The organism is Sandaracinus amylolyticus (assembly GCF_021631985.1).
GTDB classification, from domain to species: domain Bacteria; phylum Myxococcota_A; class Polyangia; order Polyangiales; family Sandaracinaceae; genus Sandaracinus; species Sandaracinus amylolyticus_A.
This window is the reverse complement of record NZ_CP070225.1, coordinates 9,661,946-9,682,169: the sequence shown is the minus strand read 5'-3', so window position 1 is coordinate 9,682,169 and position 20,224 is coordinate 9,661,946. Positions and strand designations below refer to the sequence as shown.

Genomic DNA, 20,224 nt, shown 5'->3' with positions numbered 1-20,224 from the left:
ACAGACTCACGTCTGAACGACAACTCGCGCTCACCCCGTCCTCGCGCCATTCTCGCGATTACGGAATCTACGCTTCCTATTCGATTTTCAGAGAACCCGAGGCTTGCGCCTCGTCGGTGACCACGAGCTCGTTGCTCATGAGCACTGACGAATCAGAAGACTCGCTGCCGATGGCTAATCGGCAGATTTGGAGCTGACCGGGATCGAACCGGTGACCCCCGGCTTGCAAAGCCGGTGCTCTCCCAGCTGAGCTACAGCCCCGTCGTTGGAACTGCTGGCTCGAACTCACCCGGAGGAAACAGAGTGGGGCTAGTTAGACTCGAACTAACGACCTCACCCTTATCAGGGGTGCGCTCTAACCACCTGAGCTATAGCCCCTCGGGTTGGGAGGGCCCCTCCTCGGAAGGAGAGACAACAGCCTTCAAAGAACCGACCCTGTCGGATCAGTTGCTGAAAACTGAATCGGATGGACTCCGGCGTTCCGTCGAAACCAGTTCGACGCTCACGGGTTTGACCGAGCTGGCTTCGTATCTGAGACACGAAGCATTCGCTCCTTAGAAAGGAGGTGATCCAGCCGCAGGTTCCCCTACGGCTACCTTGTTACGACTTCACCCCAGTTACCGACCACTCCTTGGGGACCTGCTTCCCTTGCGGGTTAGCTCAGCCACTTCTGGAGCAGTCGACTCCCATGGTGTGACGGGCGGTGTGTACAAGGCCCGGGAACGTATTCACCGCTGCCTGCTGATCAGCGATTACTAGCGATTCCAGCTTCATGCAGTCGAGTTGCAGACTGCAATCCGTACTGAGGTCGGCTTTTGCCGATTAGCGCCCCCTCGCGGGTTAGCTGCGTTCTGTACCGACCATTGTAGCACGTGTGTAGCCCCGGACATAAGGGCCATGAGGACTTGACGTCATCCCCACCTTCCTCCGGCTTGACGCCGGCAGTCTCCTTAGAGTGCCCAGCCGAACTGATGGCAACTAAGGACAAGGGTTGCGCTCGTTGCGGGACTTAACCCAACATCTCACGACACGAGCTGACGACAGCCATGCAGCACCTGGACCACGGCTCTCTTGCGAGCACCCCCATATTTCTACAGGGTTCCGTGTTTTTCTAGCCCGGGTAAGGTTCTGCGCGTTGCGTCGAATTAAACCACATGCTCCACCGCTTGTGCGGGCCCCCGTCAATTCCTTTGAGTTTTAGTCTTGCGACCGTACTTCCCAGGCGGGGTGCTTAACGCGTTAGCTACGGCACCTCAGGGGTCAATACCCGAGACACCTAGCACCCATCGTTTACGGCGTGGACTACCAGGGTATCTAATCCTGTTTGCTCCCCACGCTTTCGCGTCTCAGCGTCAGTGACTGTCCAGGCGGCCGCCTTCGCCACCGGTGTTCCTCCTGATATCTACGAATTTCACCTCTACACCAGGAATTCCGCCGCCCTCTCCAGTACTCAAGGTCCGCAGTTTCAGATGCAGTTCCCGAGTTGAGCTCGGGGATTTCACATCTGACTTGCGGTCCCGCCTACACGCGCTTTACGCCCAGTAATTCCGAGCAACGTTCGCACCCTCTGTATTACCGCGGCTGCTGGCACAGAGTTAGCCGGTGCTTGCTAAGGAGGTACCGTCAAGGACCAGTCGTTTCTTACTGGCCGTTTTCTTCCCTCCCCACAGAGCTTTACAACCCGAAGGCCTTCATCACTCACGCGGCGTGGCTGGTTCAGGCTTGCGCCCATTGACCAATATTCCCCACTGCTGCCTCCCGTAGGAGTCTGGCCCGTGTTTCAGTGCCAGTGTGGCTGATCATCCTCTCAGACCAGCTACGCGTCTTCGCCTTGGTAGGCCATTACCCCACCAACTAGCTGATGCGCCGCAGGGCCATCCTCGAGTGATAGCTTGTGTACAGAGGCCATCTTTGACCCCAACAGCCAGAGCTGCCGTGGTCTTATGCGGTATTAGCGTTCCTTTCGGAACGTTATCCCCCGCTCGAGGGTAGATTCCCTACGTGTTACTCACCCGGACGCCACGCTACCGGGGACGAATCCCTTTCGCGTTCGACTTGCATGTGTTAAGCCCGCCGCTAACGTTCGCTCTGAGCCAGGATCAAACTCTCCAGTTGAATTTGGCGGCACTCTCCGAAGAGAACGCCTAACTGTTGAGCGAGTCCTGAACTCCTTAGAGTTCGTTGCTCGACTTCGATCTCGACCTGCGATTCATCCGTAGATGAGTCGCGGGACCCGTGATCACGCGGAGTCTTCCGATTCAGTTTTCAGAGACCGATCCGACCTTCGAGCTCGTCTGCGCAGCGCCTGAGCACCGCGGTTGCGACGACTGCTCTCCGTTTCGGGGCTGGGGAACCTAGCGGACTCACCCAGCGTCGTCAAGAACTTTTTTCACCCACCAGCTCGAGGCCTTCGGGCCTGCTTCGCTGGCTTCCGGCCGGAGCCGGAAGGGCGCGGACTCTAGCGCGGTCTTCCGCGCCGTCAAGTCCGAAGTGCGTACCCTGAAATGCCGGGCCCGCACGAATAGGAAGCGTCACCTGCGCTCGCAGGTTCGCACAAATAGGAGAAGCCCCGTGCTGCACTGGGCAGCACGGGGCCTCGAAAAAGACCCGGCGGCGTCCTACTCTCCCACTCACTCACGCGAGCAGTACCATCGGCTCTGGAGGGCTTGACTTCCGAGTTCGGGATGGGATCGGGTATGGCCCCTCCGACGTTGCCACCGGAAAATGTGGAAGCGTGATCCCGAACCGATTCGCGTTGTTGGTGCGAGTGTCGGGTCGGGCGAGCTCCGCATGAAGCGGACTGCTCTTACTCCCAACCCTGACCTCGAATCTGACGTTTGCCTTAGAGGTAGGTCAAGCCGCACGGCCGATTAGTACGGGTCAGCTCCACGCATTGCTGCGCTTCCACACCCCGCCTATTACCTCGTGGTCTTCGAGGGGCCTTCAGGGGACTTGCGTCCCGGGATACCTGGTCTTGAGGCCGGCTTCCCGCTTAGATGCTTTCAGCGGTTATCCGTTCCGCACATAGCTACCCGGCTATGCCACTGGCGTGACAACCGGAACACTAGAGGTGCGTCCGTTCAGGTCCTCTCGTACTATGAACAGCTCCTCTCAAGTATCCTGCGCCCACGGCAGATAGGGACCGAACTGTCTCACGACGTTCTAAACCCAGCTCGCGTACCGCTTTAATTGGCGAACAGCCAAACCCTTGGGACCTGCTCCAGCCCCAGGATGCGATGAGCCGACATCGAGGTGCCAAACCGCGCCGCCGATATGAACTCTCAGGCGCGATCAGCCTGTTATCCCCAGAGTACCTTTTGTCCGATGAGCGATGGCCCTTCCATGCGGGACCACCGGATCACTAACGCCTGCTTTCGCACCTGTTCGAGGTGTCCCTCTCACAGTTAAGCACCCTTTTGCGTTTGCACTCTACGGCTGGTTTCCAATCAGCCTGAGGGTACCTTCGCGCGCCTCCGTTACCTTTTGGGAGGCGACCGCCCCAGTCAAACTGCCCACCAGACAGTGTCCCGCACCCGGATAACGGGTGTCGGTTAGAAGCCCAGAACAGCCAGGGTGGTATTTCAACGTTGGCTCCATCGAGGCCGGAACCCCGACTTCAAAGCCTCCCACCTATCCTACGCAGACTGTCCCGAGCCTCACTGTCAAGTTGCAGTAAAGGTTCATGGGGTCTTTCCGTCTTGCCGCGGGTAGAGGGTATCTTCACCCCCGATACAATTTCGCTGAGTCGCTGGCCGAGACAGTGGGGATGTCGTTACGCCATTCGTGCAGGTCGGAACTTACCCGACAAGGAATTTCGCTACCTTAGGACCGTTATAGTTACGGCCGCCGTTTACTGGGGCTTCGGTTCGGAGCTTCGCCTTACGGCTAACTCCTCCCCTTAACCTTCCAGCACCGGGCAGGCGTCAGACCCTATACGTCCACTTGCGTGTTCGCAGAGTCCTGTGTTTTTAGTAAACAGTCGCAACCCCCGCTTCACTGCGACCCGTAGCAGCTCGAGGAGCAAGTCCTCTCACCGCCGCGGGCACACCTTCTCCCGAAGTTACGGTGCTATTTTGCCGAGTTCCTTAGCCAGCGTTCTCTCACGCGCCTTGGGATACTCACCCCGCCCACCTGAGTCGGTTTGCGGTACGGACACTAGAGGGACTCTGCACGCAGCTTTTCTCGGGAGCATGGAATCACCGAGTTCTGAGCCCGAAGGCTCACCTCATCACGTCTCGGAGTTGACTTCGCGTTTGTGGCTGTTGCCTCCTACGAAGTCCTCCTACGCGCTTGAACCAGCACGACCGAACGGCTGGCTCGGCATATCCTTCTCCGTCCCTGCTTGCTTCGACGTCATCCCTAGTGGTGCAGGAATATTAACCTGCTTCCCATCACCTACGCCTTTCGGCCTCGGCTTAGGGTCCGACTAACCCATGGGAGGATTATCCTTCCCCAGGAAACCTTGGGCTTACGGCGACAGAGTTTCTCACTCTGTTTATCGCTACTCATGCCTGCATAAGCTCCTCTCAAGCCCGATAGCGCTCCTTGCCGGTACGCCGTGTATCTGCTTGAGAGTACTCCCCTACCGCTTCCGAAGAAGCCCGAAGCTTCGGTGCTAGACTTGAGCCCCGTTGTATTTTCGGCGCAGGCTCGCTCGACCAGTGAGCTATTACGCTTTCTTTAAAGGATGGCTGCTTCTAAGCCAACCTCCTGGCTGTCTGAGCGCTCCCACATCCTTTGACACTTAGTCTAGACTTTGGGACCTTAGCTGTCGATCTGGGCTCTTTCCCTCTCGGCTACGGACCTTATCACCCGCAGCCTGTCTCCCGGATAGCTCTCACCGGCATTCGGAGTTTGGTTGGGTTTGGTAATCTGGTAGGACCCCTAGCCCATCCAGTGCTCTACCTCCGGTGGAGTTCGTCCGAGGCTATACCTCAATATATTTCGGGGAGAACCAGCTATCTCTGAGTTTGATTAGCCTTTCACTCCCATCCACAGCTCATCCCCTAACTTTTCAACGTTAGTGGGTTCGGTCCTCCAGGAGGTGTTACCCTCCCTTCAACCTGGCCATGGATAGATCACTCAGTTTCGGGTCTACGTCCCGCCACTATGTCGCCCTGTGAGGACTCGGTTTCCCTACGGCTTCACCTAGCGGCTTAACCTTGCGACGAAACGTAACTCGCAGGCCCATTATGCAAAAGGTACGCGGTCGCACATTCCTTGCGGCATAGTGCTTCCACTGCTTGTAGACGCGCGGTTTCAGGTACTATTTCACTCCCCTTGCCGGGGTTCTTTTCACCTTTCCCTCACGGTACTTGTGCACTATCGGTCGATGGGTAGTATTTAGCCTTGGAGGATGGTCCCCCCAGATTCCCGCCGGATTGCTCGTGTCCTGCGGTACTCAGGTACTCACTAGGGGAGCTTCAGCTTTCGCATACAGGGCTGTCACCTTCTATGGCCGGCCTTTCCAGACCGTTCGACTAGCCTCCGCTCTCCCATGTCGTGAGCCCTACAACCCCGAATGACTTGCGTCACCCGGTTTAGGCTCGTCCCCGTTCGCTCGCCACTACTAGGGGAATCTCGGTTGATTTCTTTTCCACCAGGTACTGAGATGTTTCAGTTCCCTGGGTTGGCCGCCCTCGAGCTATGTGTTCACTCGAGGACTAACACCTTACGGTGCTCGGTTGCCCGATTCGGAGATCTCCGGATCAATGCCTGTTAGCGGCTCCCCGGAGCTTTTCGCAGCTGTCCACGTCCTTCTTCGCCTCCCATCGCCTAGGCATCCACCACGCGCCCTTTGTAGCTTGACCTATCCCTAAGGCACGCGTCGTGACTCGAGATCAGGGTTCGTCGCAAGAGCCCTCGGACAGACTCACGCCTGAACGACAACTCGCGCTCACCCCGTCCTCGCGCCATTCTCGCGATTACGGAATCTACGCTTCCTATTCGATTTTCAGAGAACCCGAGGCTTGCGCCTCGTCGGTGACCACGAGCTCGTTGCTCATGAGCACTGACGAATCAGAAGACTCGCTGCCGATGGCTAATCGGCAGATTTGGAGCTGACCGGGATCGAACCGGTGACCCCCGGCTTGCAAAGCCGGTGCTCTCCCAGCTGAGCTACAGCCCCGTCGTTGGAACTGCTGGCTCGAGCTCACCCGGAGGAAACAGAGTGGGGCTAGTTAGACTCGAACTAACGACCTCACCCTTATCAGGGGTGCGCTCTAACCACCTGAGCTATAGCCCCTCGGGTTGGGAGGGCCCCTCCTCGGAAGGAGAGACAGCAGCCTTCAAAGAACCGACCCTGTCGGATCAGTTGCTGAAAACTGAATCGGATGGACTCCGGCGTTCCGTCGAAACCAGTTCGACGCTCACGGGTTTGACCGAGCTGGCTTCGTATCTGAGACACGAAGCATTCGCTCCTTAGAAAGGAGGTGATCCAGCCGCAGGTTCCCCTACGGCTACCTTGTTACGACTTCACCCCAGTTACCGACCACTCCTTGGGGACCTGCTTCCCTTGCGGGTTAGCTCAGCCACTTCTGGAGCAGTCGACTCCCATGGTGTGACGGGCGGTGTGTACAAGGCCCGGGAACGTATTCACCGCTGCCTGCTGATCAGCGATTACTAGCGATTCCAGCTTCATGCAGTCGAGTTGCAGACTGCAATCCGTACTGAGGTCGGCTTTTGCCGATTAGCGCCCCCTCGCGGGTTAGCTGCGTTCTGTACCGACCATTGTAGCACGTGTGTAGCCCCGGACATAAGGGCCATGAGGACTTGACGTCATCCCCACCTTCCTCCGGCTTGACGCCGGCAGTCTCCTTAGAGTGCCCAGCCGAACTGATGGCAACTAAGGACAAGGGTTGCGCTCGTTGCGGGACTTAACCCAACATCTCACGACACGAGCTGACGACAGCCATGCAGCACCTGGACCACGGCTCTCTTGCGAGCACCCCCATATTTCTACAGGGTTCCGTGTTTTTCTAGCCCGGGTAAGGTTCTGCGCGTTGCGTCGAATTAAACCACATGCTCCACCGCTTGTGCGGGCCCCCGTCAATTCCTTTGAGTTTTAGTCTTGCGACCGTACTTCCCAGGCGGGGTGCTTAACGCGTTAGCTACGGCACCTCAGGGGTCAATACCCGAGACACCTAGCACCCATCGTTTACGGCGTGGACTACCAGGGTATCTAATCCTGTTTGCTCCCCACGCTTTCGCGTCTCAGCGTCAGTGACTGTCCAGGCGGCCGCCTTCGCCACCGGTGTTCCTCCTGATATCTACGAATTTCACCTCTACACCAGGAATTCCGCCGCCCTCTCCAGTACTCAAGGTCCGCAGTTTCAGATGCAGTTCCCGAGTTGAGCTCGGGGATTTCACATCTGACTTGCGGTCCCGCCTACACGCGCTTTACGCCCAGTAATTCCGAGCAACGTTCGCACCCTCTGTATTACCGCGGCTGCTGGCACAGAGTTAGCCGGTGCTTGCTAAGGAGGTACCGTCAAGGACCAGTCGTTTCTTACTGGCCGTTTTCTTCCCTCCCCACAGAGCTTTACAACCCGAAGGCCTTCATCACTCACGCGGCGTGGCTGGTTCAGGCTTGCGCCCATTGACCAATATTCCCCACTGCTGCCTCCCGTAGGAGTCTGGCCCGTGTTTCAGTGCCAGTGTGGCTGATCATCCTCTCAGACCAGCTACGCGTCTTCGCCTTGGTAGGCCATTACCCCACCAACTAGCTGATGCGCCGCAGGGCCATCCTCGAGTGATAGCTTGTGTACAGAGGCCATCTTTGACCTCAACAGCCAGAGCTGCCGTGGTCTTATGCGGTATTAGCGTTCCTTTCGGAACGTTATCCCCCGCTCGAGGGTAGATTCCCTACGTGTTACTCACCCGGACGCCACGCTACCGGGGACGAATCCCTTTCGCGTTCGACTTGCATGTGTTAAGCCCGCCGCTAACGTTCGCTCTGAGCCAGGATCAAACTCTCCAGTTGAATTTGGCGGCACTCTCCGAAGAGAACGCCTAACTGTTGAGCGAGTCCTGAACTCCTTAGAGTTCGTTGCTCGACTTCGATCTCGACCTGCGATTCATCCGTAGATGAGTCGCGGGACCCGTGATCACGCGGAGTCTTCCGATTCAGTTTTCAGAGACCGATCCGACCTGCTGCTCAATCTGGTGAGCTGCGAGTCAGAGCGCCTTCGCCGTCAGGCTTTCGCCGTTTCGACTCGGGCTGAGGAGCGTAGCGGATCGTCGCTGCTACGTCCAGAACTTTTTTTCGCCGCCGGTTCGGGACCGGGAAGCGAACTACCGGGGAAGCGCTGGGCTTTCTTCCCGGTCAGGGCGGCGGAGACTATCTGTCTCGGGCGCCCTGTCAAGTTCGTTCGGTTCTTTTTTCAGCGTCGCTCCGGGTCCGCTTTTCAGGGCGTCGCCGTCGCGAGGGAGGCCCGATCTAGCATCGGCCTCCGGGCTGTCAAATCCGATCCGAGCTTCGATGTATTTTCTTTCGCGACACCCTGGATTTTCGTGGATTTTCCGGGTGGTGGCCGGCTCCGGGTGGCGGATCGGGCGATCCGAAAGCCGGATTTTCGGCGCGCTCAGTCGAGCGGGAGCAGCGCGATTTCGTCGCCCGGGACGAGGCCGAGGTGCAGGCAGGTCTCCTCCGGGAGCACGACCTGGCCGGTTCCTTCGGCGGCGAGCTGGAAATGCGAGGGGACCGCGTGGAAATGCGGGGCCGCGTCGTGCTCGCGCGCGATGAGCGCTTTCGCGCCGGGGAGCGGGTCGGTCGTGCTGCGGAGGACGCGGGCGCCGCGGGTTCGTTGGACGAGGAGGATCTCGTCGGTCTGGGCGATGAAGTGCGGGCCGCCGTCGAACGGGTCGACGCGGTTCCAGTAGCGGAAGCCGATGCGGCGGAGGAGCTTCTCGACGCCGCGGGTCTGGGGGCCGACTTTCCCGATGACGTCCTGCGCTTCGGGGCGGAGGAGCGACGCGTAGATGTCGCCGTCGGGGAACAGGCCGCGGATGAATTCCTTGTTCCGCTTGGAGAGGCGATCTGCCTCACGGTAGGTCAGGCCCGTGAAGTGACGGCCGACCGACTCCCAGAGGTGGGACGTGCCGTCGGGCTCGAGCGGGGGGAGGAGCTCGGCGAGGACGCGGTCCTGGAAGTCGTCGCGGTGCTGCGCGATCCACAGGAAGCGCACGTACGAGATGAGCATGCCGAGGCGCTCGGGGCTGCGGCGCACGGCGGGGTGCACCACGAGGCCGCCGATCTCGGTCGGGCCGTTGTACGAGTAGCCGATCGACAGCACCTGATGCGCGAAGTGCTTGTCGAGCGTGGCCGAGTAGCGCTCCTCGACGTGCACGTCGAAGTAGATGTACGGGGCGTCTTTTCGGCCGAGCTGCGCGATCACCATCGACGTGCCGACCGCGCGCTTCTGCTCGAGATCGCGCAGCACGAAGACGTAGTTGCGGCGGCGTGGATCGCCGATCTCGCCGGTGAAGGACTGCTCGCTGTGCTCGAGGATCTCGGCGATCGTGGGCTCGTCGTTCGGGAGGTTCACCGAGTCGAGGAAGCGCGCGAGCTCGAGGATCTCGTCCTTGTCGGCGCGGGTGGCGGCGCGGATCTCGTAGCGAACACGAGGGTCGGTCGTCATTCAGAAGAGCTTTCGACTGTCGAGCAGGATGGTGACGGGGCCGTCGACCTGGGAGCGCACGTCCATGTGGGCGCGGAAGCGGCCGGTCTCGACGCGGAGGCCCATCGCGCGAAGGCGCGTGCACACTTCTTCGTAGCGGAGGCGCGCGAGATCGGGCGGTGCGGCGTCGTCGAACGACGGGCGACGGCCGCGGCGTACGTCGCCGAACAGCGTGAACTGCGAGACGACGAGGACGGCACCGCCGACGTCGAGCACGGAGCGCGACATCTTGCCTTGGTCGTCTTCGAAGATGCGCAGGTTCGCGAGCTTTCCGGCGACGTAGTCGACGTCGGACTCGACGTCTTCTTTCGCGGCTCCGAGGTACACGAGGAGGCCGCGGTCGATGCGTCCGACGATCTCGCCGTCGACTTCGACCTCGGCGTGCGCGACGCGTTGTGCGACGGCTCGCATGGAGAACGCGGACGCTACGACGGACGGCTTGCGAAAGGAAGGTCGCCGCGGGTAGAGCGGGAGGCGAGATGACGGCGATCGTGGGGCTGACGGGCGGGATCGCGTCGGGGAAGAGCACCGTGGGGCGCATCTTCCGCGAGCTGGGCGTGCACGTGGTCGATGCGGACCTCGTCGCGCGCGAGGTCGTCGCGAAGGGGAGCGAGGGGCTCGCCGAGGTGGTGCGCGTCTTCGGCGAGGACGTGCTCGCGGAGGACGGATCGCTCGATCGCAAGAAGGTCGGGGCGATCGTGTTCGCGGATGCGGAGAAGCGGAGAGCGCTCGAGGCGATCACACATCCACGCATCGCGGCGCGCAGCATGAGCGAGCTCGCGGCGCTGGCGCAGCGCGGGGACGTGTACGGGATCTACGAAGCGGCCTTGCTCGTGGAGAACGGGTCGTACCGGATGATGCAGGCGCTCGTGGTGGTCGCGGCGAGCGCGGAGGTGCAGGTCGCGCGCGTGATGGCGCGCGACGCGCTCGACGCGGATGCGGCGCGGGCGCGGCTCGCGGCGCAGCTTCCGCTCGAGCAGAAGATCGCGGTCGCGGATCACGTGATCTGGAACGATGGAGATCTCGCGGCGCTGCGCGCGCGCACCGACGAGGTGCATCACGCGCTGCTCGCGCGATTCGGGGGGACGGGACGATGACGGGGCGAGTCACACTGGTGACGGGGTTTCCGACGAGCTTCCTCGCCACGCGGATGGTGCGGAAGATCCTCGCGGAGGAGCGCACGGCGCGGGTGCGCTGCGTGGTGCAGGAGAAATTCTGGGAGCGCGCGCAGGAGATCGTGAGCGCGCTGCCGGTGCGCGATCGCGAGCGCGTGACGCTGCTCGAGGGCGATGTCGCGTCGATGGACATGGGGCTCTCGGGGAAGGAGCACGTCGCGCTCGCGCAGGAGGTGCAGGTCATCCATCACTGCGCGGCGGCGACGTACCTCGGGGTCGCGCGCGAGGTCGCGCAGCGCGTGAACGTCGACGGAGTGCGCGAGGTGCTCGAGCTCGCGCGCGAGGCGAAGAAGCTCGAACGGCTGGTGCACTGGTCGAGCGCGCTGGTGAGCGGTGGGCGTCGCGGGTACGTGCTCGAGGAGGAGCTGCAGGCGCCCGAGGGGTTCCGCAACGTGGTCGAAGAGACGCGCTTCAAGGGCGAGCAGCTCGTGCGCGCCGCGATGCAGCGTGGGCTGCGTACGACGATCCTGCGGCCCGCGATCCTGGTGGGCGACTCGGTGACCGGCGAGATCGATCGCTTCGAAGGGCCCTATCTGCTGGTGCTCTTGATGCTGAGCTCGCCGGTGGATCTGCGGGTGCCGCTGCCGGGGCGCGGGGACGTGCCGCTCAATCTCGTGCCGATCGACTACGTGGTCGATGCGGGGTGGGCGATCGCGAACGACGCGCGCAGCGTGGGGCGAACGTTCCATCTCGTGGATCCGACGCCGCAGTCGGCGCGGCGGGTGTTCGAGCTGATCGCGCAGGCCGCCGGGCGTCCGCTGCCGCGCGGGTTCTTGCCGACGAACCTCGCGACGGCGCTGTTGCGGACGCCGGGGCTCGAGCGGTTCGCGCACGTGCCGCGCGCGTTCCTCGAGCAGCTCGCGACCGAGGTCGTGTACGACGATCGTGGAGCGCGGGAAGTGCTGGATCCCAAGGGGATCAAGTGCCCGGGGTTCGAGTCGTACGTCGACGTGATGGTGAGCTACGTGCGCGCGCAGCAGAGCGCGAAGCGACAGCGCCGACCGGACAGCTTCGAGGGCGAAGGCGAGGACGAGGCGAGCGATCCGCTTCAGTAGGACCACGGGGGCGCGAGGAGTCGGCGCTTGCCGTCGTGGCTGCGGGGGATCGTGTCGTCGAGGGACTCGCGATCCCAGCGCTGGCACGTGACCTCTTTGTGCGATTGGTCGAGCGCCTCGCAGTAGTTCGTGAAGAGGCAGCGACGGATCTCGTCGCCGCGTCCGCGACGCAGCTTCTCGAAGAAGTCGGGATCGGCGAGCGCTTGGCGCGCCATCGCGACGATGTCGGCATCGCCCCGCGCGAGGATGGACTCGGCCTGGTCGAAGGTCGCGATGCCGCCTGCGGTGACGATCGGCGTGGTGAGATCGTGATGTTGCAGGGCGCGGCGGATGGTGGCGGCGAGCGGGACGTTGCGGCCGAACGGGCCGGGCGGCGCGATGTGCACGGTGGGCATGCACTCGTGGCCGCTCGGGCCGGTGTAGGGGTACGCGGCGTCGCCGACCTTCGGCTGTTTCGCGTCCTCGAAGCGGCCGCCCTTGCTGATGCTCAGGAAATCCATGCCGGCGCGGGCGAATTCGAGGGCGAAGTAGGTCGCGTCGTCGATGCGTGAGCCGCCCTCGACGACGTCGTCACCGAGGAAACGCGCGCCGACGACGTAGTCGGGGCCGACCGCGTCGCGCACTGCGCGGTAGGTCTCGAGGGGAAGGCGCACGCGGTGCTCGCGCGGGCCGCCGTATCCGTCGGCGCGATCGTTCAGGCGCGAGAGGAACGACGACATCGTGTAGGCGTGCGCGTAGTGGAGCTCGACTCCGTCGAAGCCCGCTTCCCGCGCGCGGCGCGCTGCATCGGCGAAGAGCGGCGGGATCGCGCGCGGCAGATCGCGGATGTGCGGCAGGTGCGTGTCGGTGACGCGCTCGCGATGGCCCATCGTGAGCGACTCGTGATCGCGCGGCGAGAGATATGCGCGGAGCGCGTCGTCGTCTTGTGCGAGCAGGAACGCGCGGATCTCGGGATCGGACGCGCCGGGCAGGCGCGCGCGGAGCGCGTCGTCGATCACGAGGAAGCGCTCGAGGAATTTCTCGCGCGGCGGGCGGCGCTTGATCGCGAGGAAATCGATGATCTGCAGGAAGAGGCGAGTGCGTCCCCGCGATGCGTCGCGCACTGCCTCGGTGAGGCGACGCAGCCCGGGCACGAAGCGATCGTGGCCGATGCGCAGCAGCGGGCCGCTCGGGACGTCGCGGATGCCGGTCGCCTCGACGACGATCACGCCGGGCGCGCTCTCCGCGAAGCGTCGGTACCAGCCGATCACGTTCTCGGTGACGAAGCCGTCGTCGGTGGCGCGCCACGGGACCATCGCGGGGATCCACGTGCGCTCGTGCGCCTCGATCGGGCCGATGCGCACCGGGGAGAGCCAGCGCGAGCGTCGCGCTTCGTCCTCGGTGGGCCAACGCTCGACGGGCAGGAGGCGCAGGAGTCGCTTGTCTTCGCGGGCGCGGGACGCGGGCATGCGAGGCGAGGACGGTATGGCATGCTCGCCGCTTTCGCGAGCGGGAGCGTGCGATGGCGAGGATGGGCGTGTGGAGCGTCGGGACCGTGGCGATCACCGGCGACGAGGGTGAGAGCGGCACGGCCGTGCTCGTGGTGGACGAGGACGAAGGCGGGCTCGTCGCGAACGATCTCTGGGCCTCGATGGGTGAAGGCGAGGCGGTCGCGACCTCGCTCAAGCAGCTCTTCGGCGAGATCGGGCGGCCGCGCAAGCTCGTGGTGAAGACGGGCACGCTCGCGAAGGCGGTGCGCGCGGCGGGGGTGCGCGAGGAGATCACGGTGGGCGCGACGCCGAAGCTCGATGCGCTGATGGAGGAGCTCGAGAAGGACGCGGCAGCGCTCGCGAACATGCCCGGGCCGCTCGATGGCGAGGGCACGACGAGCGATCACCTCCGTGCGTTCTTCGCGTCGGCGCAGGTGATGCGGCACGTGGCGCCGTGGGGGTTCTTCCCGCCTGCGACGTCGTTCTCGGTGGAGGCCGCGGCGCTGGGGATCGAGGAGGGCGGCGTGTTCGTGCTCAGCTCGGACGACGACGAGGACGACGAGCTGGAGGACGAGCCGGTCGGGATCGAGAACGACGATCTCAGGCCGGGCGAGGCGCCCGGTGGATGGATGTTCGTGGAGTCGCCCGAGGACTTCGAGGCGCTGAGCGAGGCGATGACCGAGGGGAGCGCGCCGCGCGACAAGGCGAGCGTGATCGCCCTCGCCTACGAGCGCGCCGAGGATCTCGGCCCGGCGTTCGAGGCGTTCGCGCGCGAGCACGAGCTCGATCTGCCGGCGGACGGATGGATCCCGGTGCTCTCGCGATCGAAGCGCGGCGTGGGAACGGTCGCGGTGAGCGCGAGCGACTACGAGCTCGCGACCGCGATCTGCACGGCGATCGCGAACATCACGGTCGCGCTCGCGGAGGACGACGAGGAAGAGGTCGACGGAGTGCGCGCCGAGCTCGTCACTGCGAGCGGGATGCAGATCTTCGTCGAAGGGCCGATGGCCGACGACGACGAAGAGGACCAGGGCGAGAGCGAGTGACGCTCAGGAGAGCACGGAGGGATCGTCGCTCGCGCGCACCGGGCCGAGCGCGCTCGGCTCGATGACGAGGCGCTTCCTCCGCGCGGTCTCGCGATAGCCGGCGCCGCCGCGTGCGGCGCCCGGGTGAGGATCGTCCTCCCAGCGTGCGAGGCCGAGGATCGCGACGGTCTCGCCGGGCTCGAGCACGCCTTCCTGGTAGCGCATGCCCTTGTTGAAGCCGAAGAAGTCGGTGCTCTTGTGGCCGTGGCGCGTGAGGTACGCGTCGAGCTCGGGCGTCGCGTCGTTCCACGTGCCCGAGCGCTGGTGGTGATCGAGGACGATCGCGGGCTCGAGCTGGAGCGCCTTCACGATCGCGCGACCGGTCTCGTCCTCGACGACGAAGTCCACGCTTTCTCGGTCGCGGATCAGCGAGCGCCAGCTCGAGCTCTTGCCGGTCGAGACGCGCACGTCGACCTCGACGCGATACGCCGCGCAGGTGAGCTGCGAGAGCGGCGCGTCGAGCGTGCGCGTGCCGGCGCGGAGGGTGCCGAGGATGCGCACCAGCTGACCGTCGGGCGCATCCGCGACCCGCACCAATGGCGCGGCGCGGATCGCACGGAGCGTCTGCTGGTACGGCGAGAACCACCACGCGCCGAGCGCGGCCGCGCCGACGGCACCGAGCGCGGCGAACAGGATGAGCGGGGAGATCACTTGCCCGCGAGGGTCATCGCGCTGATGCGGAACGTCGGGCTCGCGATCGACGTGCGCAGATCGAGGTCGGTACCGACCATGTCGATGCGCTGCAGCATCTGATCGAGGTTGAGCGAGATCGTCACCTCGCTCACCGGGAACGTCTTCTCGCCGTTCTCGATCCAGAAGCCCGCCGCGCCGCGCGAGAAGTCACCGGTCACCGCGTTGAAGCCGAAGCCCATCATCTCGGTGACGTAGAGGCCCTTCTTCGTGCTGCGCACGATGTCCTCGGGGCTCGTGGTGCCGGGCTGGAGCACGAAGTTCGTCGTGGTCGGCGACACGCCGCCCGAGCCTCCGCGCGCCGCGCTCGCCGTGCTCTCGAGGCCGAGCTTGCGCGCGCTGTAGGTGTCGAGGAGGTACGTCTTCAGCTCGCCCTTCTCGATCACGACGTTGCGTCGCGAGAGCAGGCCTTCGCCGTCGTAGGCGCGCGATCCGGGGGCCTGTGCGATCAGCGGATCGTCGACGATCGAGACGAGATCGCTCGCGACCTTCGTGCCCACGCGATCGACGAGATAGCTCGACTTCCGCCAGATCGCGCCGCCGCCGATGCAGCCTGCGATGAGCCCGAGGATCGAGCGCGCGACGTCGGGGTCGAACACGACCGCGCACTCCTGGGTCTCGACCTTGCGCGCGCCGAGCTTCGCGAGGGTGCGCCGCGCGGCCTCGCGGCCGACGACGTCGTCGGGGAGCAGGCCCGCGTAGTGGCGCTTCGCGGTCCAGTAGTAGCCGCTGCGCTTCTTGCCGCCCTGCCCTTCGGTGGTGTCGTCGGCCACCGGATGCACGGAGAGCGACGCGTAGGTGCCGCGCGAGACGCCGCGGAACCCGCCGCTCGTCACCAGCGCGCGCGCCCCGCTCGCCCGGCTGAAGCTCGCGCCCTCGGAGTTCGTGATGCGCGCGTCGTACTCGAGCGCCGCCGACTCCGCGCGCTTCGCGTGGCCGATCGCCGACGCGCCGTCGATCGAGTCGACGCGATCGTCGTGCAGATCGAGCTCGACGTGTTGCTCGCGCCGCGAGAGCAGCGACGAGTCGGGCGGGCCCGCCGAGGGATCGGGCTGCGACAGCCGCGCGAGCTCGATCGCGTCCTCGACGAAGCGGCGGATGCCGCGCTCGCTGAGATCGCTGGTCGTCGAGACCGCGACTTGCTGGCCGATCATCACCCGCAGACCGACCGAGCGTGACCCGGCTTCCTCCACGAGCTCGGGCTCGCGCATCCGCACCTTCGCGGACAGATGCGAGCCCTCGCCGATCACTGCCTCCGCGACATCGGCGCCCGACTTCTTCGCCATGTCCACGATGCGCTCGCCGAGCGCGATCAGACGCGACTGCGTCGCGTCCCAACTTTCACGCGTCATTCGTCCTCACCCGACCTGCGTGCCGCCGACCGTCATCCCGCTGATCTTCACCGTCGGGCACGCCACGCCGACGGGCACGGACTGCCCTTCCTTGCCGCACGTCCAGATCCCGTCCGAGAGCTCCATGTCGCTCCCGAGCATGACGACCTTGCGCATGACGTCCGGCCCATTGCCGATCAGGTTCACGCCCTTGAGCGGCGCCGTGATCTTCCCGTCTTCGATGAGGTAGCCCTCGGTGAGCGAGAAGACGAAATCGCCGTTCGAGATGTCGACCTGACCACCGCCGAACTTCCGCGCGAAGACGCCCTTCTTCACGCTCTTCACGATCTCCTCGGGGTCGTCCTGACCGGCGAGCAGCATCGTGTTCGTCATGCGCGGCATCGGGTGCGACTTGAACGACTCGCGCCGTCCGTTGCCGGTCGGGCGCCCGCCGAAGAACTCGGTGGACTGACGGTCCTGCATGTACCCGCGCAGGATGCCCTTCTCGATCAACATCGTGCTCTGCGGGACGTTTCCCTCGTCGTCGACATTCACCGAGCCGCGCGAGCTCGCGAGCGTCGCGTCGTCGACCACCGTGCAGAGATCGCTCGCGACACGCTGTCCGATCTGGTCGGTGTAGTTGCTCGTCTTCTTGCGGTTGAAGTCCGCCTCGAGGCCGTGCCCCACCGCTTCGTGGAGGAGGATGCCGCTGTCGCCGGGCGCGAGGACGACCTCCATCTCGCCCGCCGGGGCCTCGCGCGCGTCGAGCATCGTGAGCGCCTGACGCACCGCTTCCTTCGCGTGCCACTCGGGCGAGCGCTGATCGAAGTACTCGAGGCCCATTCGGCCACCGCCGCCCGAGCTGCCCGCCTGGCGCTTGCCGTTCTGCTCCGCGATCACGCGGATGCCGAAGCGGATGAGCGGCTGGATGTCGTGCACCATCGTGCCGTCGCTCGTCGCGACCAGGATCTCGCGCAGGCTCTCGCTGATCGACGCCTCGACCCGCGAGACCCGGGGATCCGCAGCGCGCGCGGCCTCGTCGGCGCGGCGCAGCAGGTCGCGCTTGAGCTCGCCCGCGACGTCGAGCGAGTAGAGCTCGACGTGGTAGCGCTTGGGCGTGTCGAGCGGCGCGAGACCGACCGGCTCCTTGCCGCCCGCGTCCGCGATCTGCGCCGCGGTGCGCGCCGCGCGCTCCATCGCGTCGACCTCGAAGTCCTCGCAGTACGCGTAGCCCGTCGCGTCGCCCTTCCGCACGCGCACGCCGAGGCCCATCGACACACCGCGGCCCGCGCTCTTGAGGATGCCCTCCTCGTAGCCGTAGCTGCCGCTCACCTCGTACTCGAAGAAGAGATCCGCGTAGTCGCCGCCCTTCGAGAGGGCGACCCCGAGCAGCTTCTCGGCGAGGCGCGGGTCGATCGGGGAGGTGCCCTGAGGGCCGAAGGGGGCCTGGTAGCGCTGGCTCATGTGCGGTCGCGTGACTCTAAGGCGCGAGGTGTCGCGATCCAAGCGTGCTCGTCCCGATCGATCTCACTGATCGACGATCATCGGCAGCCGCAGGCGCGCTGCGTCTTCGAGCGCCGCGCGCAGCGTCGCGACCGCGCTCGACGCGAGGGGCGACCACGTCCTCGCGGCGAGCTCCTCGAGCGCCCTCGGCACCGACCCGACCCGCTGCTTGATCGGAGATTCCATCACGAACGTGGTCTCGACGCGGTGTGGCACGAAGAGCCCGGTCGTGAGGTGCTCCGCCGGAGGCGTGGTGCCGAGCAGGCCGAAGAGGCCGCGCTTGCGCGCGCTCGACGCCTCCTCGAGCAATGCCGCATACGCGCTCGCGTCGACGCGGTGGAACGCGGGCGCGGCGTCGGATCGCTCGTCCCACGGCGTGCTCGCAATCGCCGGGATCGCGCGCAGGTCCTCGAGCACCATGTCGACGAATCGTGCGCGCCGCGCGGGCGCGTCGGGCCCGCCGAACGGCGTGTGAGGTGGGATCGTCGTCGTTCCGTCGGGCCGGATCACGGCGTACGGCACGCCCGCGCTCCACGCGAGCTCCATCGCGGGCGTGACGAAGTCCCCCGCGATGTAGCGGCTGAGCGGCATGATCACGAAGTCGATCGCCATGCGGCGCGTGCTCGCATGGACGCGACCTGCTCGTCAACGCGGGCGATCCATCAGTCGGGCATGCCGCCGCGGGTGCGGGTGAGCGCGAGCAGCTCGCGCCGGGTGCGCGGGCCGTACGTCGCGAAGCTCGGTCCGCTCCGCGCGCGGTGCTCCTCGCGCGCCCGAGCGAGCTCGTCGTCGTGCGCCGCGCGCAGCTCCGCGAGGTCGACGCCGTACACACGCGCCGCGTTGAGCCCGAAGATCTTCGCCTTGATCGCGGGGGTGAGCGCGGGATACCCGTGGCGCTCCTGCAGCGCGGGCGAGATCTCGAACGTGCGGAACGCCTGGATCTGATCCTGCGGCGAGCCGAACCAGATCGCGTCGGTGCCCCACAGGATCCGGTCCTCGCCGAGGTGCACGAGCAGCTTGCGGATCAGGTGCGCGGCCTCGTCGGGACGCCCCATCACCTCGCGCCACGCGCTGCCGAGCTCGGCGTAGACGTTCCCGTCGCGCCCGACGCCGTGCTCGCGCAGCGTGTTGATCAGCGCGTCGACGCCGCGCTCGGCGCGGGGATCGTGGGGGCCCTCGGTGAGCGAGGACTCGTACGCCGAGTGGTAGACGAGGAACGTCGCGTCGGGGAACGCGCGCGCCACCGGGCCCACGTCGCGCGGCTTCGCGTACCGGGGATCCTGCCCGCCGAGGGGCAGCCCCTTGTGCACCGCGAAGAGCGGCACCCCGAGCTCGAGCCCGCGACGGATGACGCGCATGCCGTCGTCGCCGTCGAGCCACCACCCGCTCCGCGCCGGGCCCCACACCGGATAGAGCTTCCAGGCGCTCACCCGCCATCGCTCGGCGAGCGCCTGCATGCGCTCGGCGGTGCGCGCGGGCTCGTGCGACTCGGGCAGCACGATCCCGTGGATGCGCAGCCGGCGCCCCAACCGATCGAGGCGCTCGCGCGTCTCGGCGAGGCCCTCGATCGTGTTGGCGTTGATCTCCTCGTCGCCGAAGAGCGCGCTCAGCACCGCGAGGTCGGTGTCGCTGCGCAGGAAGACCTCGCGCACGTAGCGATCGCGCGAGTAGCACTGCACCCAGCTCGGCTCGTCGCACCACGCGCCCGCGGCGCGCTCGAGGAACCCACCGATGTTCGGCTCGTCCGACGCGTACCACGCGCGGTCGGTGTCGACGTGGTGCGTCTGCACGTCGAAGATCAGCTCGTCGCCCTGCATCGTCGCGTCGGCGAGCGCGCGATCCTCGGTCGCCTCGGGCGCCACCGCGTAGTGGCCGCCGCCACATCCGCTGGCCTGGTTCAGCGCGACGAGCACCGCCGCCGCGCCGCAGCTCGACTCGAGGAAGGCACGGCGCGAGAGCCCGAGCCGGCGCGCGCCCCGCTCCGCGAGCTCGTGCGCCAGGCGCTGCGCCCGTGCGATCACCGGCGATCGTGGCCGCGGCGTGTACTCGCCGTTCGAGCACGGGCCGAGCTTGATCGGCAGGCGCAGCGGGCGCTCGGGGTCGGACTTGCGCGCCATCGCGGTCGACGTGGGCACCCCGCGGCGCGACCACAATGCGGGGATTGGCTATGCCCCACTCACGAGGGCATCATGGCGCTTCCAGCTGAGCCGAGATTCATCTTCTCGTCGGAGGAAGCCGC

11 protein-coding genes, 4 tRNA genes and 4 rRNA genes are annotated in these 20,224 nt (G+C 65.1%); 3 read left to right on the top strand and 16 right to left on the bottom strand.

What is annotated here, in order from left to right:
* Positions 1 to 188: 188 nt before the first annotated feature.
* The 10 genes from I5071_RS41195 to dtd form a co-directional block, all read right to left on the bottom strand.
* A tRNA-Ala gene (locus I5071_RS41195) sits at positions 189 to 261 on the bottom strand.
* A gap of 43 nt (positions 262 to 304) precedes the next feature.
* A tRNA-Ile gene (locus tag I5071_RS41190) sits at positions 305 to 378 on the bottom strand.
* A 180-nt stretch (positions 379 to 558) separates the two neighbouring features.
* A 16S ribosomal RNA gene (locus tag I5071_RS41185) occupies positions 559 to 2,115 on the bottom strand.
* A gap of 490 nt (positions 2,116 to 2,605) precedes the next feature.
* Positions 2,606 to 2,722: ribosomal RNA gene (gene rrf / locus I5071_RS41180) — 5S ribosomal RNA — on the bottom strand.
* A 127-nt stretch (positions 2,723 to 2,849) separates the two neighbouring features.
* Positions 2,850 to 5,810: ribosomal RNA gene (locus I5071_RS41175) — 23S ribosomal RNA — on the bottom strand.
* A 244-nt stretch (positions 5,811 to 6,054) separates the two neighbouring features.
* Positions 6,055 to 6,127, bottom strand: a tRNA-Ala gene (locus I5071_RS41170).
* Between the two features lie 43 nt (positions 6,128 to 6,170).
* Positions 6,171 to 6,244: transfer RNA gene (locus tag I5071_RS41165), tRNA-Ile, on the bottom strand.
* A 180-nt stretch (positions 6,245 to 6,424) separates the two neighbouring features.
* Positions 6,425 to 7,981 (bottom strand): 16S ribosomal RNA (locus tag I5071_RS41160).
* Together the 16S, 23S and 5S rRNA genes with 4 tRNA genes alongside form the textbook arrangement of a ribosomal RNA operon.
* Positions 7,982 to 8,582: 601 nt before the next feature.
* Positions 8,583 to 9,638: an arginine N-succinyltransferase gene (locus I5071_RS41155; RefSeq protein WP_236518872.1), complete on the bottom strand. Its 1,056-nt coding sequence runs from the start codon at positions 9,636 to 9,638 to the stop codon at positions 8,583 to 8,585.
* Complete coding sequence (dtd, locus tag I5071_RS41150; RefSeq protein ID WP_236518871.1) at positions 9,639 to 10,088, bottom strand: D-aminoacyl-tRNA deacylase; 450 nt, start codon at positions 10,086 to 10,088, stop codon at positions 9,639 to 9,641.
* A gap of 68 nt (positions 10,089 to 10,156) precedes the next feature.
* Here dtd and coaE point away from each other — a divergent pair, with 68 nt between their 5' ends.
* Both coaE and I5071_RS41140 read left to right on the top strand, forming a co-directional pair.
* Positions 10,157 to 10,774 (top strand): dephospho-CoA kinase, encoded by a 618-nt coding sequence (gene coaE, locus I5071_RS41145; protein WP_236518870.1) that lies wholly within the window; start codon positions 10,157 to 10,159, stop codon positions 10,772 to 10,774.
* A 17-nt stretch (positions 10,775 to 10,791) separates the two neighbouring features.
* Positions 10,792 to 11,907, top strand: a complete 1,116-nt coding sequence (locus I5071_RS41140; RefSeq protein ID WP_236518869.1) for an SDR family oxidoreductase — start codon at positions 10,792 to 10,794, stop codon at positions 11,905 to 11,907.
* On the opposite strand, the gene I5071_RS41135 is transcribed toward I5071_RS41140, so the two are convergent.
* Positions 11,901 to 13,355 (bottom strand): NADH:flavin oxidoreductase, encoded by a 1,455-nt coding sequence (locus tag I5071_RS41135; protein WP_329611114.1) that lies wholly within the window; start codon positions 13,353 to 13,355, stop codon positions 11,901 to 11,903. The genes I5071_RS41140 and I5071_RS41135 overlap by 7 nt on opposite strands.
* A 53-nt stretch (positions 13,356 to 13,408) precedes the next feature.
* On the opposite strand from I5071_RS41135, the gene I5071_RS41130 reads away from it, so the two are divergent.
* Positions 13,409 to 14,422 carry a hypothetical protein gene (locus I5071_RS41130; RefSeq protein ID WP_236518868.1) on the top strand — a complete coding sequence of 338 codons (1,014 nt, stop codon included), beginning with the start codon at positions 13,409 to 13,411 and terminating at the stop codon, positions 14,420 to 14,422.
* 3 nt (positions 14,423 to 14,425) lie between these two features.
* On the opposite strand, the gene I5071_RS41125 is transcribed toward I5071_RS41130, so the two are convergent.
* The 5 genes from I5071_RS41125 to I5071_RS41105 all read right to left on the bottom strand — a co-directional run bounded on the left by I5071_RS41125 (position 14,426) and on the right by I5071_RS41105 (position 20,102).
* Positions 14,426 to 15,112, bottom strand: coding sequence for an E3 ubiquitin ligase family protein (locus I5071_RS41125; protein WP_236518867.1), 687 nt, complete (start codon positions 15,110 to 15,112; stop codon positions 14,426 to 14,428).
* A complete protein-coding gene (locus I5071_RS41120) occupies positions 15,109 to 16,503 on the bottom strand; it encodes a TldD/PmbA family protein (RefSeq protein ID WP_236518866.1) in 1,395 nt (464 codons plus the stop codon). The genes I5071_RS41125 and I5071_RS41120 overlap by 4 nt, the downstream gene beginning before the upstream one ends.
* A gap of 6 nt (positions 16,504 to 16,509) precedes the next feature.
* Positions 16,510 to 17,946, bottom strand: a complete 1,437-nt coding sequence (locus I5071_RS41115) for a TldD/PmbA family protein (protein WP_236518865.1) — start codon at positions 17,944 to 17,946, stop codon at positions 16,510 to 16,512.
* Between the two features lie 63 nt (positions 17,947 to 18,009).
* On the bottom strand, positions 18,010 to 18,597 hold the full coding sequence (locus tag I5071_RS41110; RefSeq protein WP_236518864.1) for a hypothetical protein: 588 nt from the start codon (positions 18,595 to 18,597) through the stop codon (positions 18,010 to 18,012).
* A gap of 50 nt (positions 18,598 to 18,647) precedes the next feature.
* Entirely contained in the window at positions 18,648 to 20,102 is a 1,455-nt protein-coding gene (locus tag I5071_RS41105; protein ID WP_236518863.1) for an amidohydrolase family protein, read from the bottom strand.
* Positions 20,103 to 20,224: the final 122 nt, after the last annotated feature.